15 protein-coding genes are annotated in these 15496 nt (G+C 71.5%); 8 read left to right on the forward strand and 7 right to left on the reverse strand.

Annotation, left to right across the window (positions count from 1 at the left end; all coding sequences use genetic code 11):
• Positions 1-345: 345 nt before the first annotated feature.
• Both AC0NH5_RS21485 and AC0NH5_RS21490 read right to left on the reverse strand, forming a co-directional pair.
• Positions 346-1167, reverse strand: coding sequence for a metal-dependent hydrolase (locus tag AC0NH5_RS21485; protein ID WP_474406522.1), 822 nt, complete (start codon positions 1165-1167; stop codon positions 346-348).
• 89 nt (positions 1168-1256) lie between these two features.
• Positions 1257-1691 carry a DUF1707 SHOCT-like domain-containing protein gene (locus AC0NH5_RS21490; protein WP_474406524.1) on the reverse strand — a complete coding sequence of 145 codons (435 nt, stop codon included), beginning with the start codon at positions 1689-1691 and terminating at the stop codon, positions 1257-1259.
• Positions 1692-1934: 243 nt separating this feature from the next.
• Here AC0NH5_RS21490 and AC0NH5_RS21495 point away from each other — a divergent pair, with 243 nt between their 5' ends.
• Both AC0NH5_RS21495 and AC0NH5_RS21500 read left to right on the forward strand, forming a co-directional pair.
• The gene (locus tag AC0NH5_RS21495) at positions 1935-3452 is read left to right on the forward strand and encodes a sensor histidine kinase (RefSeq protein WP_474406526.1); all 1518 of its coding nucleotides are present in this window, start codon (positions 1935-1937) and stop codon (positions 3450-3452) included.
• Positions 3449-4123: a response regulator gene (locus AC0NH5_RS21500; RefSeq protein WP_474406527.1), complete on the forward strand. Its 675-nt coding sequence runs from the start codon at positions 3449-3451 to the stop codon at positions 4121-4123. The genes AC0NH5_RS21495 and AC0NH5_RS21500 overlap by 4 nt, the downstream gene beginning before the upstream one ends.
• Positions 4124-4132: 9 nt before the next feature.
• On the opposite strand, the gene AC0NH5_RS21505 is transcribed toward AC0NH5_RS21500, so the two are convergent.
• A complete protein-coding gene (locus AC0NH5_RS21505) occupies positions 4133-4627 on the reverse strand; it encodes an NUDIX hydrolase (protein WP_474406528.1) in 495 nt (164 codons plus the stop codon).
• Complete coding sequence (locus AC0NH5_RS21510) at positions 4606-6105, reverse strand: GGDEF domain-containing protein (RefSeq protein WP_474406531.1); 1500 nt, start codon at positions 6103-6105, stop codon at positions 4606-4608. The genes AC0NH5_RS21505 and AC0NH5_RS21510 overlap by 22 nt, the downstream gene beginning before the upstream one ends.
• Before the next feature lie 329 nt (positions 6106-6434).
• Here AC0NH5_RS21510 and AC0NH5_RS21515 point away from each other — a divergent pair, with 329 nt between their 5' ends.
• The 4 genes from AC0NH5_RS21515 (at position 6435) to AC0NH5_RS21530 (ending at position 10773) form a co-directional block, all read left to right on the forward strand.
• Positions 6435-9056: an MGH1-like glycoside hydrolase domain-containing protein gene (locus AC0NH5_RS21515; protein ID WP_474406533.1), complete on the forward strand. Its 2622-nt coding sequence runs from the start codon at positions 6435-6437 to the stop codon at positions 9054-9056.
• Positions 9057-9143: 87 nt separating this feature from the next.
• The gene (locus AC0NH5_RS21520; RefSeq protein WP_474406534.1) at positions 9144-9821 is read left to right on the forward strand and encodes a CDP-alcohol phosphatidyltransferase family protein; all 678 of its coding nucleotides are present in this window, start codon (positions 9144-9146) and stop codon (positions 9819-9821) included.
• Positions 9818-10345 (forward strand): hypothetical protein, encoded by a 528-nt coding sequence (locus tag AC0NH5_RS21525; protein ID WP_474406536.1) that lies wholly within the window; start codon positions 9818-9820, stop codon positions 10343-10345. Before AC0NH5_RS21520 ends, AC0NH5_RS21525 begins: the two co-directional genes overlap by 4 nt.
• A 26-nt stretch (positions 10346-10371) precedes the next feature.
• On the forward strand, positions 10372-10773 hold the full coding sequence (locus AC0NH5_RS21530) for a VOC family protein (RefSeq protein ID WP_474406539.1): 402 nt from the start codon (positions 10372-10374) through the stop codon (positions 10771-10773).
• Here the strand turns inward: AC0NH5_RS21530 and AC0NH5_RS21535 are convergent.
• Positions 10770-11039 carry a hypothetical protein gene (locus AC0NH5_RS21535; RefSeq protein WP_474406541.1) on the reverse strand — a complete coding sequence of 90 codons (270 nt, stop codon included), beginning with the start codon at positions 11037-11039 and terminating at the stop codon, positions 10770-10772. The two genes, AC0NH5_RS21530 and AC0NH5_RS21535, sit on opposite strands and share 4 nt — an antisense overlap.
• A 141-nt stretch (positions 11040-11180) precedes the next feature.
• Here AC0NH5_RS21535 and trpB point away from each other — a divergent pair, with 141 nt between their 5' ends.
• Both trpB and trpA read left to right on the forward strand, forming a co-directional pair.
• Positions 11181-12347 (forward strand): tryptophan synthase subunit beta, encoded by a 1167-nt coding sequence (trpB, locus tag AC0NH5_RS21540; RefSeq protein ID WP_474406543.1) that lies wholly within the window; start codon positions 11181-11183, stop codon positions 12345-12347.
• On the forward strand, positions 12344-13072 hold the full coding sequence (trpA, locus tag AC0NH5_RS21545) for a tryptophan synthase subunit alpha (protein WP_474406544.1): 729 nt from the start codon (positions 12344-12346) through the stop codon (positions 13070-13072). The genes trpB and trpA overlap by 4 nt, the downstream gene beginning before the upstream one ends.
• 92 nt (positions 13073-13164) lie before the next feature.
• Here the strand turns inward: trpA and AC0NH5_RS21550 are convergent, their stop codons facing one another.
• The gene (locus AC0NH5_RS21550; protein ID WP_474406546.1) at positions 13165-14970 is read right to left on the reverse strand and encodes an anthranilate synthase family protein; all 1806 of its coding nucleotides are present in this window, start codon (positions 14968-14970) and stop codon (positions 13165-13167) included.
• A gap of 186 nt (positions 14971-15156) precedes the next feature.
• Entirely contained in the window at positions 15157-15390 is a 234-nt protein-coding gene (locus AC0NH5_RS21555; RefSeq protein WP_474406547.1) for a hypothetical protein, read from the reverse strand.
• Between the last annotated feature and the right edge of the window lie 106 nt (positions 15391-15496).

Here is a 15496-nt window from a genome sequence, read left to right on the forward strand (position 1 = left end):
CGCCCGCCCGGGCAGCCGGCCCCGAGCGCTGTCTCGCCCGCCTCCGCCGGCCCAGCGCACCCGATTCCCCACGCTCTCGCGGTTGACAGGTTGCGTGGGGACTTGTGGTTAGCTGCGCACCCGAAGTTCCCACGCTCTCGCGGTTGACAGGTTGTGTGGGGATTTGTGGTTAGCTGCGCGCCCGAAGTTCCCACGCTGTCGCGGGTGGGAGGTTGTGTGGGGATTTGTGGTTAGCTGCGCACCCGAAGTTCCCACGCTGTCGCGGGTGGGAGGTTGTGTGGGGACTTGTGGGTAGCTGCGCACCCGAAATCCCGTCGCTGTGAACGGGGCAGCTGGTAGCGGGGGCTACTTGCTGGCCCAGACGTCGAGGTTGAGGCGTTCGAGGACGCCGGGTACGAAGAGGCCGGCGATCGAGAGCAGTGAGATCACGGTGAAGGCGGTGCGCAGGACGATGACCTCGACCTTGCCGCCCACCTTGACGGCCATGCTGTTCGGGATGCCGATCATGCGCCACATGCGGCGCTGGATCGGGATCGGCCACAGGATGGGCACGCCGTTCTTGGTGATCATGTCGCCGAGAATGTGGACGAAACAGCCGACGCCGACGGCTACGCCGAGTAAGGGGTAACCGCGGTCGCTGGGCAGGTTGGCGGCGGTGAACCAGGCGATCGCGGCGCTGGCGATGGTGATGATGACCCAGCCGGCGCGTTCGGCCCACTCGTCGAAGAGGCCGCGCAGGGCGAGGCCGGCCATGAAGAAGACGATGCCGACGACCGCCCACTCACCGTAGTTGGCGGCGAGCGCGGTGGTGCCCCAGCCGATCAGCGCGCAGAACGGCAGGGTGTGGGTGAAGGTGCGGTGGCCGTTGTTGCGGCGGGGGTCGCGGCTGAGCTTGGTGGCGGTGTAGACGCCGAGCGAGAACTTCTCCACCACCTCGGCGACGAACAGCGAGAAGACGCCGAACGTGCGGGCCACCGTGGCGCCGCCCTGGTTGCGGGTGACCTTGCCGGAGAGGTCCATGTCGGGCAGCAGGGCGCCGCCCGCGCAGATCGCCGTGCCGACCGCCACCTCCAGCGGCGACTGGCTGACGTTCGCGAACTGGTCGAGCGCCCAACTGCCCGCCAGCCACGCTGCCGCCCCCGAAAGAGCGTGCGACGGACCCATCATGTGCCTTGTCCCTCCCCGAACAAACTCGGCCACTCTGGCAGAGCCGGCGGGGAAGATCAACGACCGTCGTGTCCATCTCGGAGCGCGGCTCAGAGGTGGCCGTGGCGGCCCAGTGTGTACTCCAGGCGGTAGCGGCCGTGGCGCGCGTGTCTCATCAGGCCCATGACCAGGAAGGCGAGCGGGATGACCGGCCAGAAGAACTGGGCACCGGAGAGCAGCCACACGCCGGTCAGGACCCCGGCGATCATCAGGATGAGACTTGCGTGACGCTGCAGGGACCGGCGTGTCGCGGCGCGGGCCTGCGGGGTGCGGGCGAGGGCCTGCCGGCCACCGTCGGGGAGATCGGCGGTGAGCGGCCTGAGCTCGTCGCGATATCTGGCGGCGTACGCCGAACCGAGCCGTTCCTCGCCCTCGGCCATGTCCAGGCGTCCCTCGGCCATCGCGGCGCGCAGGATCTCGGCGACCTGCTCGCGTTCGGTGTCCGAGGTCCGCAGCCGGTGTGTGTGCGCTTCCATCGGGTTCATGTCCCCTCCTCGTTCGAGGATCGCCGGGTGCCCGGCGGTTGTCCGGTAACCACGATGGCCGTTCCGGTGCCTCCGCCGCGTCGCCCCGGGGGAGCATCCCGGGGGAGTGCCCAGCGGGTCCGCGGGGGACCCTTCGTACTCCCTGGGGGGTACGACGGCCGCGTCCGATGCCTCCGGCGGGGTAGCCGGTTATCGCTCTGCACGTGGATGCCCGGGGCGCACCGGGTGCCGTAGGTTCGGCTCATGACGAAGCCCGCCGACCTCGGAACACGGCTCGCCGTGGCCCGCGCCGCCCGGCGGGACGGGCACCCGCCGCGGAAGCGGGCGCACCGCGACCGGCCGGTCGGCGCCGTGGTGGCCGCGACGCTGTTCCATCTGATCGGCATCCACAACCTCGACGAGGCCGGCCTGGTCTATTTCCACCCGGTGAACCGGGCCGTCGACGCGCTGCTGATGGTGGGGCCGCTGGCTCTGTTCTGGGTGCGGCGCGCCCCGCTCGTGGTGTTCGCCGTCGCCGCGGTCCCGTCGCTGCTGGTCGCCACCCACGCGGTGCCGCACTTCACCTATGCGGTGGCACCGTTGATCGCGCTGTGGGCGGTGTCGCGCCAGGGCCGGCTGCGGGCGGCTGCGGTCGCGGCGACGGTGGCCTACGGGGCCTACCTGCTCGTGGTCGTGGTGCTGGGCGAGCGGCTCGGGCTGGCGCCGGAGATCCGGCCGACGGTGGGTGAGGCGGTGCTGGCCGCGCTCGGGCCGGCCGCAGCGGTCGTGCTGGGCGCGGTGTCCAAGGTGCACACCGAGCACCTGGCCGAGATCAGCAAGGCCCGCGCCGAGCAGGCCCTGGCGAAGCGGGAGCAGGAGCGGCGGCAGGCCTCGGAGGAACGGTTGCGGATCGCGCAGGAGCTGCACGACGTGCTCGGCCATCACCTCTCCCTGATCAACGTGCAGGCCGGGGTGGGCCTGCACCTGATGGACAACCGGCCGGAGCAGGCCCGCGAGGCGCTCACCGCGATCAAGAGCGCGAGCGCGGAGGCGCTGCGCGAGGTGCGCTCCGTGCTGGGCGTGCTGCGGACCGAAGGGGAGGCGGCGCCCCGGCAGCCGGCGCTCGGGCTGGACCGGCTGGAGGAGCTGACCGCGGGCGCCGGGATCCCGGTGCGCACCGTGGTCAACGGGGAGCCGCGGGAGCTGCCGGCCGAGGTGGACCGGGCGGCGTACCGGATCGTGCAGGAGGCGCTGACCAATGTGCGGCGGCATGCGCCGGGACCAGATCCGGGCGCGGAGGTCACGGTGGGCTATTTGCCAACGGCACTGCACCTGTCGATCCGCAACGACGGGCCGGCGGAGAGCGCGGTGGCGCCGGGTGGCAGTAACGGCGGGCCGGCGGCGGGCGCGGTGCCCGGTGGCGGCAAGGGCGGGCCGGCGGCGGGCGCGGTGCCCGGTGGCGGCAAGGGCGGGCCGGCGGCAGGCGCGGTGCCCGGTGGCGGCAAGGGCGGGCCGGCGGCAGGCGCGGTGCCGGGTGGCAGCAACGGCGGGCCGGCTGCGAGCGCGGTGCCGGGTGGCGGCAACGGCGGGCCGGAGGCGGGCGCGGACGGCGGGGTGGTGCCGGGTGGCGGGATCACCGGGATGCGGGCGCGGGTGGAGACGCTCGGTGGCCGGTTCGCGGCCGGGCGGCTGCCGGGTGGGGGGTTCCTGGTCTCGGTGATGCTGCCGACTTCGCCCGGGGGCGCTGCCGTGCCGGAGGCCTGCGTGGAGGAGAAACGATGATCAGGGTGCTGCTCGCCGACGACCAGGCGCTGGTCCGGGCCGGGTTCCGGGCGCTGCTCGGCGCCGAGCCGGACATCGAGGTGGTCGGTGAGGCCGCCGACGGGTTGCAGGCGGTCGAGCTGGTACGGGCGACCCGGCCGGACGTCGTGCTGATGGACATCCGGATGCCCGGGGTGGACGGGCTGGAGGCGACCCGGCGGATCGCCGCCGACCCCGCGCTGGCCGCTGCCCGGGTGGTCATCCTGACCACGTTCGAGCTCGACGAGTACGTGTTCGAGGCGCTCCGCACCGGCGCCTCCGGGTTCCTGGTCAAGGACACCGAGCCGGTCGAGCTGCTGCGGGCGGTGCGGGTGGTCGCGGCCGGTGAGGCGCTGCTGTCGCCCAGCGTGACCCGCCGGGTGATCGGGGAGTTCGCGGGTGGTGCGGGGCGGGGCCGCGAGCCGGTGCCGCCGCGCGGGCTGGAGCAGCTGACGGACCGGGAGCGGGAGGTGATGGTGCTGGTCGCCGAGGGCTTGTCCAACGACGAGATCGCGGCCCGGCTGGTGATCAGCCCGGCGACGGCGAAGACGCACGTGAGCCGGACGATGGTCAAGCTGGCGGCGCGCGACCGGGCGCAGCTGGTGGTGCTGGCGTACGAGGCGGGGCTGATCCGCCCGGGCTGGCTCGCCTGAGCGGCGCGGTCACCAGCCGGGCATGATGCCTTCGCCGGGGCCGGCGAACCAGGCCGGGCCGTCCTCGGCGAGAGCCGTCCGGATGCGGTGGTGGGTGAACGGGTTGAGTTCCGGCAGCGCGTCCAGCGCGAACCACTCGACGGCTAGCGACTCGGAGTCGTTGACCCGGGCCTCGCCGCCCGTCGCCCGGCAGCGGAACCATGTGTTGACCATGTGGCACAGGTCACCGTTCGGATAGGTGATCTCGTGCAGCGCCACTCCGGCGAGCCGTTCGACCTTCACCTGGACCGCGGTCTCCTCCTCGGCCTCGCGCACCACCGCGTCGGCCGGCTGCTCACCCGGGTCCATCATGCCGGCGATCAGCGTCCACACGCCGGTGTCGCTGCGCCGGTGCAGCAGGATCTCGCCGCGGTCGTTGAGGATCACCGCGGTCACCGTCGGGAACATGATCAGACCGGAGCCGACCTTGGCCCGCAGGTTGGTCACATATTCGGAAGCTGGCACGCCTGCGACTCTAGAACCCCGGCCACCACCGAGCGGTTGCGACCCGCGTGCTTGGCCTCGTAGAGCGCCTGGTCGGCGGAGCGCACCAGCAGTTCCGGGCTGAGACCGGGCCCTGCGACGACGGCCGCGCCGACCGAGGCCGTGACGCCGATCAGCTCCTGTTCGCCGACCTGGACGGGCAGACCCGCCACGGCGACGCGGAGACGTTCGGCGAGCGCCAGCAGGGTGGCGGAGTCGGCGTGCGGGGCGAGGACCACGAACTCCTCGCCGCCGAACCGGGCCACCACGGCGCCGGCCCGGGAGGCGGCGGCGAGCCGCTGGGCCACCTCGCGCAGCACCTGGTCGCCGGCCGGGTGCCCGTAGCTGTCATTGATCTGTTTGAAGTGGTCCACGTCGATGACGAGCAGGCCGAGGCCGTACCCGGCGCGGGCGGCCCGCCGGCACTCCACGGCGAGGGCCTCGTCGAACGACCGGCGGGTGCGCAGGCCGGTCAGCCCGTCGGTGACCGCCGCCCGCCGCTGGATCGCGACCAGGCCGGCCATCCGGGCCAGCACGAGCAGGAACATCACCGCGCAGGCGATGCTGATCAGCGGGACGCTGACGTCGTCGCCACGCAGATGCTGGATCAGCTGGAGGCCGGGCGCCATCAGCACGGCCACCGTGAGCACCGCCAGGCGGGCCGGGGAGGCGTCCGGGACGGCCGAGTCGCTGCGCTGGTCGAAACGGCGTACCCCCGGGTGCAGGCCGGACGCGCCGAGCAGGCCGAGCGCGGCCATCCAGACGGCGTCGAGCCAGGTCTCCGTCACGCTCTCGCCGTCGACCACACCGAGCACGGCGTAGAAGGTGTCCGCGGCGAACATCAGGGACAGGCCGCCGAGCAGCAGGTAGAGGACCATGCCACGGGTGCCGGTGCCCATCACGAGCCGGACCGCCAGGACGAGCAGCATCAGGTCGAGGACCGGGTACGCGGACTGGGTGAGCTTCGCGGCCAGCGGCAGCTCCGAGTCGGAGGTGAGCGGCTCGATCAGGTAGACCCAGGTCAGCAGGCCGGCGCTGACCGCCACGATGAGCGCGTCCACCGCACTGGCGACGTCCCAGCCGGGGCTGCGCCGCCGGATGAACACCAGCACGGCCGCCGCGGTGAGCAGGTACGAGAGCAGGTAGAGCACGTCCGCCGGCGTCGGCTCGAGGAACTCGCCGGAGATCCAGTCGTCGAGCACCATGACGATGTCCGCGGCGGCGTAGACGAGTTGCGCCGCGGCCAGCGTGAACCAGCCGGCGCGGTGCGGCGGGCGGTTGCGGATGGTTCCGGCGAGCAGGACCACCGGCGTGCCGACGGTCACCACCAGGTAGGGGATCAGGCTCAGCATGTGGTGCTGCCCGGTGAAGCCGAGGACGGCGCGCACGCCGATGCAGCCCGCGACGGCCAGCAGCCACAGTCGCCAGGCCCGGCCGCGTCCTCCGTCTACATGTCGCACCGGCCCAGAGTCCCGGCCCCCGGTTGCGGTCCGGGTGCACGGCCGGTGGCGGGTTGGTTGCGGCCGCCGTCAAAGGGCTGGTCGCGGCCGACGGCAAAGGCCGGTCAGAAGGTTGGTCGCGGCCGACGGCAAAGGCCGGTCAGAAGGCTGGTCGCGGCCGACGGCAAAGGGCCGGTTGCGGCCGACGTCACAGTGGAGCGCCGGCCCCGCCGGGTACCGGAACAGCTGGACCGGGCGTCGACCGAAGGCAGGCCGTGAACGACCCTCACTTGACACAAACACGTGACAGTCTCAATGTGATCGACTCCGGGGGATTTCGCGTTGTGGGGGTGAGAACGGACGTGTCGGAGCGCGTACGCCTGGCGCAGGCCGATGCGGGCGAGCAGCCGTGGCGCGCGTGGGGGCCTTATCTCGCCGAGCGTGCGTGGGGCACCGTCCGGGAGGACTACAGCGAGCACGGCACGGCGTGGGACTACTTCCCGCACGATCACGCGCGGTCCCGGGCGTACCGGTGGAACGAGGACGGCATGGCCGGCCTCTGCGACGACCGGCAGACGTTCTGCTTCGCGCTCGCCCTCTGGAACGGCAGGGACCCGATCCTCAAGGAGCGGATGTTCGGTCTCGGCGGCGACGGCGGCAACCACGGCGAGGACGCCAAGGAGTACTGGTGGTACCAGGACTCCACGCCGACCCACTCGTGGATGCGGTGGCGGTACCACTACCCGCAGGACGAGTTCCCGTACGACCAGCTGGTCGGCGTCAACGGCCGGCGCACCCGCAACGAGGGCGAGTACGAGCTGGTCGACACCGGGGTCTTCGACGAGGACCGGTTCTGGGCGGTGACCGTCGACTACGCCAAGGCCTCGCCGACCGACGTCTGCATCGCGATCACCGTCGACAATCGCGGTCCGGAGCCGGCCACCCTGCACGTCCTGCCCACCCTCTGGTTCCGTAACACCTGGTCCTGGGGGCTGCCGAACCGGCAGGCGCCGTCGATGAAGGGGTGGCCGGGGCGGCTGCACGGGGTGCACCGCTCCCTCGGCCACATCACCCTGCACGGCGAGGCCGGCGCGCCCGCGCTGATGTGCGACAACGAGACGAACGCGCAGCGGCTGTGGGGGCTGCCGGGGCGTAGTTCGTACCCCAAGGACGGGATCAACGACCACCTGATCCACGACATGCCGACGGTGAACCCGGCCGGCGTCGGCACCAAGGGCGCCCTGCATCACGTGCTCGCCCTCGGGCCGGGCGAGTCCCGTACCATCCGGCTCCGTCTCACCCAGACCGACCAGCCGCTGCCGGAAGCCGACCTCGGTGCGGGCTGGGCCGCGGTGATGGGTGCCCGGCGGGCCGAGGCCGACGAGTTCTTCGCCGACGTGCTGCCGGCCGCCGCCTCGCCGGAGGAGGTGTCGGTGGCCCGGCAGGCGGTCGCCGGGCTGATGTGGGGCAAGCAGTTCTACCACTTCGACGTGAAGCGGTGGCTGGCCGGCGATCCGGGCAACTCGCCGCCCCCGCCGGGCCGGCGGTACGGCCGCAACAACGGCTGGTCGCACATGAACAGCTTCGACGTGATCAGCATGCCGGATCCTTGGGAGTACCCCTGGTACGCCGCCTGGGACCTGGCCTTCCACTGCGTCAGCATCGCCCGCGTCGACCCGGGCTTCGCCAAGTCGCAGCTGCTGCTGCTGCTCCGCGAGTGGTACATGCATCCCAACGGGCAGATCCCGGCGTACGAGTGGTCGTTCGGCGACGTGAACCCGCCGGTGCACGCGTGGGCCGCGCTGCGCGTCTTCGAGATCGACGGCGGCCGGGACTACGACTTCCTCTCCCGGGTCATGCACAAGCTGTTGCTCAACTTCACCTGGTGGGTGAACCGCAAGGACGTCGGCGGCAACAACGTCTTCGAGGGCGGCTTCCTCGGCCTGGACAACGTCGGCCCGTTCGACCGGTCGGCCGCGCTGCCGGTCGCCGGTGTGCTGGAGCAGTCCGACGGCACGGGCTGGATGGCCATGTACGCGCTCAACCTGCTCGACATGGCGATCATCCTGGCGCTGCACGACCGCACCTACGAGGACATGGCCACCAAGTTCTTCGAGCACTTCACGTACATCGCGGAGGCGGCGTACCGGCAGGGGCTGTGGGACGAGGAGGACAGCTTCTTCTATGACGTGCTACGCCTGCCGGACGGCCACCGGGTGCCGCTGAAGGCCCGCTCGATCGTCGGCCTGCTGCCGCTGGCGGCCACCACCCGGCTCACCTCGGAGACCCTCAACCGGCTTCCGGAGATCAACGCACGGGTCCGGTGGATGCTCCACCACCAGGGCGAGTTCGGCGACGTGATCAGCGCCCGGCGCCTCGGCGGCGCCGATCGGCGCCAGCAGCGCCTGCTCAGCATGGTCGGCCAGGACCAGCTGCTGCGCATTCTGGCGCGTCTGCTCGATCCCGAGGAGTTTCTTTCGCCGTACGGCCTGCGCACACTGTCCCGGGCGCACCTGGAGAAGCCGTTCACGGTGTCGCTCGGCGGCTCCGACTTCACCGTCGGGTACGAGCCCGCGGAGAGCACGAGCGGTCTGTTCGGCGGCAACTCCAACTGGCGCGGGCCGGTCTGGATGCCGGTGAACTTCCTGCTCGTCCAGGCGCTGCGCGAGTTCGCCGAGTTCTACGGTGACGACCTCAAGGCGGAATACCCGACCGGGTCGCAGTGCAAGGCCTCGCTCACCGAGATCGCCGATGACCTGTCCCGGCGGTTGATCGGGCTGTTCGTGCCGGGCGCCGACGGGCGGCGGCCGATCTACGGGTCGACCGAGCTGTTCCAGACCCATCCGGACTGGAAGGACCTGGTCGCCTTCCCGGAGTACTTTCATGGCGACAACGGTGCCGGGCTCGGCGCGTGGCACCAGACCGGCTGGACCGCCCTGGTCCTCGACCTGATCTTCGATCTGCACCGCTGATCTCGTTCGGGTGCCGGTCCGGGGCAGCGTGAGGTTGACACTTTCGCGTTGAATTGCGTGACAGCGCTCACGCGAGATGGGAAACGCATGCCCCGAACTGGAGTACCGGCCCAGCGCTCGCAGCCGGATCCCGGGTCACCGCACTGGGACCCGGACATCGTGGCGTCCGGGTCGGACGGCTTCCGGCTGAACGTGCCGAACGTGATCACCGCGCTCCGGACGATCGTCGCGGTCGGGTTCGCGGTCGCGGCGATCGTCGAGGCCAGCTGGCCTTTCCTGATCATCGCCTACGGCGTGTACTGGATCGGCGACATCCTGGACGGGCTGTCCGCCCGGATGCTGAACCAGGAGACCCGCTTCGGGGCGGTCTTCGACATCGTGTCCGACCGGGCCTGTTTCGCCCTGTGCGCCACCGGCCTGATGACGGTCCGGCCGGACGCGGCCCTGCCGATCGCGGTGTTCCTGCTGCACTTCCTGGTCCTCGACTGCCAGCTCAGCCTGGCGTTCCTGCGCTGGCCGATCGTCAGCCCGAACTACTTCTACGTGGTGCATCCGGGGATCTACCGGTGGAACTGGTGGCCGCCGGCGAAGGTGCTCAACACCACCGCGCTCGCCGTGGCGGTGCTGCTGCCGGTGCCGGCCTGGGTGGGCGTGCTGCTCGGGGTGGCCGCGATGGCGATCAAGGGCGTCTCGCTGGTCGCCGTGTCCCGCATCCCGCACGATGTCCGGCCCGCGGCGACAGAGGCGCCGCCGGTGCTGACGTGATCTCGGTCCTGGCCCTCACGTTCGCGGTCGGCTTCGTCTCGTCGTTCTACCCGGGCCTGCCGATCGAGCCGTACCTGATCGGGCTGATGGCCACCACCAGCCACAACGCGATCCTGATGGGCGCCGTCGCGGGGGCGGGGCAGACCTGCGGGAAGATGGGGATCTTCCTCGCCACCAGGGGAGCGGTGCGGGTCCCGGCGCTGCGGAGCTGGATCGGCAGGCGCAAACAGGAGCAGGTGGCCGCCGAGGCGAAGGGGGATCCCGGGCGCTGGTGGTCGCGGTGGGCCCGGCGGGCGAGCGCGTGGGCCCGGCGGATGATGCCGCTGGACAAGCCGATGCTGGCCGCGCCGGTGATCCTGCTCAGCGCGTTCGTCGGGATCCCGCCGCTGCTGTTGATGACCTTCGCCGCCGCGGCGACCCGGATGCGGTCCTGGGTGTTCCTGACCGTGTGCCTGGTCGGGCGGTCGGCGCGGCTGATCCTGATCGCGTTCACCCCGGCCGCTGCGGGGTTTCTGATCGCCTGACCCCGCGCGGCTGGTGGAATGGGCCGATGACGGGGATCGAAGCAACCACACATGTGCGGCTGGCGCGGCCGAGCCGGGACCTGGCCGCGGCCGAGCGGTTCTACGTCGGCGGGCTGGGGCTGGAGGTGCTCTACCGGGCCACTGCCGGCGGCCCCGGCGAGCACGACCTGCTGATGGTCGGCCGGGCCGGTGCCGCGTGGCACCTGGAACTCGTCGCCGGACCGGAGCCCTGCCCCTCGGCGCAGGACCTGCTGGTCCTCTATCTGGACGGGCCGGTGCCGGAGGAGCTGCTGGACCGTCTGGTCGCCGCCGGCGGCCGGCGGGTGTCGCAGGGGCCGTACTGGGATCAGTGGGGTGTCACGATCGCCGACCCGGACGGGTACCGCCTGGTGCTCTCGACCAGGCGGTGGCACAACGTCCCTCTTTAGGCTCGGGCCACGATCTCCTCGGCCACGTGACGCAGCTGCCCGTGGTCGGGGTGGAAGCCGGCCGCGATGTCCGGGTGCAGGCCGGCTTTCGCCTGATCCAGGAGCATGTCGGTCACCTGCTCCACGCTCTCCCCGGCGTACTTCTGTCTGATCTTGACCGTCGCTGCCTGCAGCGCAGAGCTCAGCTGTTCCTCGAGTGGGCCGCGGAGCTTCTCCTCCACGGGATTGAGCGATTGCGGGTCGAGGGTGATGTGCGGCTCGGACATGGTTCCCTCCCGGTCATGCGGCGACGCGGGGCGGGATACCCGTCCGCGCGGCTGCTGTAAACCCTGTTCACTCATCAGTGGAACAGTTCTAGAACTGTGTGCTATAACTCTAGCACTGTTCTAGAACTCTTGGGGGTTGTCGTGGACCAGTTGGCACGTGCCGACGCCCGCCGTCCGGCGGGGCTCGGCCGATTCGGGGAGTACGGCGGACGATTCGTCCCGGAGTCTCTCGTGCCCGCCTGTGACGAGGTCGAACAGGCCTTCACCTCAGCATGGGCGGACCCGGCGTTCCGCGCGGAGTTGCATCACCTGCTGTCCGTCTATGTGGGGCGGCCGACCCCGCTGACCCCCGCCGTGCGGCTCTCCGCGGAACTCGGCATCACGCTGCTGCTCAAACGTGAGGACCTCGCCCACACCGGCTCCCACAAAATCAACAACGTGCTCGGCCAGGCGCTGCTGGCACGGCGGATGGGCAAACGGCGCCTCATCGCCGAGACCGGCGCCGGCCAGCACGGCGTCGCCACCGCCACGGCCGGCGCGCTGCTCGGCATGGACGTCACAGTGTTCATGGGTGCCCGCGACATCGAACGCCAGGAGCTGAACGTCTTCCGGATGAAGATGCTCGGCGCCGAGGTGGTGCCGGTGACCGCGGGCAGCCGCACCCTCAAGGACGCCACCAGCGAGGCGTTCCGGCACTGGGTGACCGCGGTCGAGAACTCGTACTACTGCCTCGGCTCGGCGCTGGGCCCGCACCCGTACCCGTGGATGGTTCGGCAGTTCCAGCGGGTCATCGGCGACGAGGCGCGCGCCCAGGCCGACGGCGTCCCCGACTATGTGGTGGCCTGCGTGGGCGGCGGCTCCAACGCGGCCGGCACCTTCGCCGGGTTCCTCGACACCCCGGCCCGGCTGGTCGGCGTCGAGGCGGCCGGCGGCGCCGCGATCAGCGCCGGACGCGACGGGGTGCTGCACGGATTCCGGTCCAAGGTGCTCCAGGACTCCGACGGGCAGATCAGCGAGGCACACTCCATCTCGGCCGGCCTGGACTACCCGGGCGTCGGACCGGAACACGCCGACCTGGCCGCGACCGGCCGCGCCGTCTATGTGACAGCCGACGACGAGGCGGTGCTGGCGGCCACCCACCGGCTGGCCCGCGCCGAAGGAATCCTGTGCGCGCTGGAGTCCGCGCACGCGGTGGCCTGGGTGCTGGCCGCCGCCGCGGACGGAACCATCCCGCGCGGATCGACCGTGGTGCTCACGCTCTCCGGCCGCGGCGACAAGGACATGGCGACCCTGATGGAGCGGTCATGAAGATGCTCGTCCCCTACATCACCGCCGGCGTCACCCCGGACTGGACCGACCTGCTGCGGGCCGCGGCCGGCGCCGGCGCCGACGCCATCGAGGTCGGGCTGCCGTTCTCCGACCCGACCATGGACGGCCCGGTTGTCCAGCAGGCCTCCCACCAGGCGCTGAGCCGGGGCGCGACGACCGCCGGAATCCTCGCCGAGCTGTCCCGCCTCGAGCTGGGGGTGCCGCTGATCGCCTTCACGTACGCGAACCTGGTGGTCCATCGCGGCGCCGCAACCTTCTGCGCGGACCTGCGCGGCGCCGGTCTCACCGCGCTGATCGTGCCCGACCTGCCGATCGACGAGGCCGGGCCGGTCGGCGCGGCGGCCGCCGCCCACGACATCGACCTGGTCCTGCTGGCCTCACCGGCGACGCCGCCGGCCAGGCGGCGGGAGATCGCCCGGCAGAGCAGAAGCTTCGTGTACGCGGTGAGCGTCATGGCCCCCACCGGTGAACAACGGTCGTTGAACGCGACGAGCCGGGACCTGGTCGAGGGGCTGAAACGGGAGACCGACCTGCCGGTGGTCCTCGGCTTCGGCATCTCGGGCGCCCGCCAGGCCGCCGCGGCCTGCGCCTACGCGGACGGGGTGGTGGTCGGTTCCGCCCTCATGCGCCGCGTCCTGAACGGCGCGGGCCCCGCCGGCGTCGCCGCCCTGATCGCCGAGATGCGCACCGCCATCGACGCCTGACGACGCAAGACACAGATGGGCCGGTGGCCCAAGGAGAGGCTCTCGATCGCCTTGGACCACCGACACTGTCTCGCTACCCGCTTATGGCCTGACTAATCACCCATTCGTGGGCCGGTCGGAACTTTTGCCTCCGCACCGAGCAGAGAAGGCAGGAGATCCCGCAGCACGTCGACCCCGTCGCGGCTCAACACCGACTCGGGATGGAACTGCACCCCCGCGAAGCCCGCCCCGCGCACCGCGTGCACCGTCCCGTCCGCAGCGTCCCGCGCCACCGAGACGGGACCGTACCCGCCGGCCGCCGCCTCCGGGACCAGGGACGAGGCGGCCACGGCGGAGAAGCTGGAGTAGAACCCGACCCGCCGCACCTTCCCGAACAACTCCACGTCGCGGGCCACCCCTTGATAGGGCGACTCCCGCCGCACCAGCGGCAACCCCAGGAGCGACGCCAGCACCTGATGCCCGAGGCACACTCCCAGGACCGGCCGCCCTTGCGCCAGCAGCGACGCGACCAGCGACCGCAACGCCAGGATCTTCGGCGATGTCGCCGACGACGGGTCCCCTGGCCCCGGGCCGACCACCACCAGGTCCGCGGCCGGCACCGGCGCCGTCCACGGCACCACCGACACCGCCATGCCGAGCGCCTTCAGCTGGTGGGCCAGCATCGCGGTGAACGTGTCCTCGGCGTCCACGATCACCACCGTCCGCCCGCGCAGCGCCGGCACCTCCAGCGCCCTCGGCGCCCGGGAGTCCAGCCAGAACCGGGCCAGCTGGTCGTTGCGGGACGCCAGCAACGCCTCGACCGAAGGGGACTGTGCGCTCACCCGTACCCCCGAACGGGTTGGGGCCGGCACCGCACCCAGCGCGGCCAGCACGCCCGCCGCCTTGGTGTGTGTCTCCGCCACCTCGCCCGCCGGCGTCGAATGCCGGACCAGCGTCGCGCCGACCGGCACCCGCAGGGCGCCGTTCGGCGAGATCTCCGCCGTCCTGATCAAAATCGGCGCGTCGAGCGTGTCCCCGTCGATCAGCGCGAGCACCCCGGCGTAATACCGCCGTCCGCGCCGTTCGTGCCGGGCGATCACCCGGCACGCGTTCTCGATCGGGCTGCCGGTCACGGTCGGCGCGAACATGGTCTCGCGCAGCACTTCCCGCATGTCCAGCGAACCGCGCCCGGCCAGCAGATATTCGGTGTGGGTGAGGTGTGCCATCTCTTTGAGGTACGGCCCGGCGACCTGCCCGCCGTGCTCGGCGACCGTGGCCATCATCTTGAGTTCCTCGTCGAGGACCATGTAGAGCTCCTCGATCTCCTTGGGGTCGCGCAAGAAGTCGAGCAGCGATCCGGAGCCGTGCCGGTACGTGCCGCTGATCGGATTCATCATCACGATGCCGTCGGAGACGCTCACGTGCCGTTCCGGGGTGGCGCCGACCAGCGTCCGGGTGCCGGTGTGCACGAGGAACGTCCAGTACGTGCCCTGTTCGGAGGCGAGCAGCCGCCCGAAGGCCGCCCGCGCCGCATCCACCGGGTCACCCTCGACCGTCGCCTCGTAGACGCGGTGGATCACGAAGTTGGCGCCTTCGCCGCGGCCGATCTCGTCGCGCAGCACGTCTTCGACGACGGTCGCGTACTCCTCGTCGGAGAGGTCGAACGCGCCGCCACGCAGGGTGAGCGGTCCGGGCGGGAAGTCGGACCGGGGCCGCTTCTCCGACGACGTGATCAGCAGGCATTCGAGCGGCGCGCCGTCGTCGACGCAGTCGAAGCCGCGTTCGGTGATCTGGCGGTAAGGGATCACCGCGAGGGTGCGTCCGGCAGGGATCTCGGCGAGCGTCGCCACGGTGACGACGTCGCCGGTGAGCACCTCGACGTGGTCGGCGCCGTCGCGGTGCAGCAGGGCGAAAGGCATGGGTCCTCTTCCGGGTCTCGGCGGCGCCGACCGAGTCCGGCCATGCAGAACGGCCGCCTCGGTGGAGGCGGCCGCGGTGTCTTACGCGCGGGGGATGGGGCCGCCTGTCAGGCGGGCCACCACATGGTCAATCTCGCGCGCATGCCGGTGAGCTTACGGTCCGTCGCGGTTCAGCGGAAGTACGTCTCACACCTCGAACGCCGCCCGGACGGCCGTGCGGGCCCACCGCATCCGCCCGATGGCGCAGTCCGGGTGCTCGCCGAACTCCTGCGCCACCAACTCCGCGCAGCCGTTCTCCCCGAGCCGGCCGACCGTGGCGCGTACGGTCTCCCGGATCACCTCGGGCGTCGGTTGCTGGGAGCGCTGCAGGTGGGAGGCGAAGAGCGCGTCACAGCGTACGTCGTCCATCAGTGCGGTCATCGGTTCCTTCCCCGTCAATCGATGCCTGATGTCCAGGACACCGCTTCGAGGATGCGGCGCGGGCGCGACCCGGGTGCGGACGGGTTGCGCGCACATTCCCGCAGAG

This window comes from Actinoplanes sp. 13 (genome assembly GCF_056134165.1).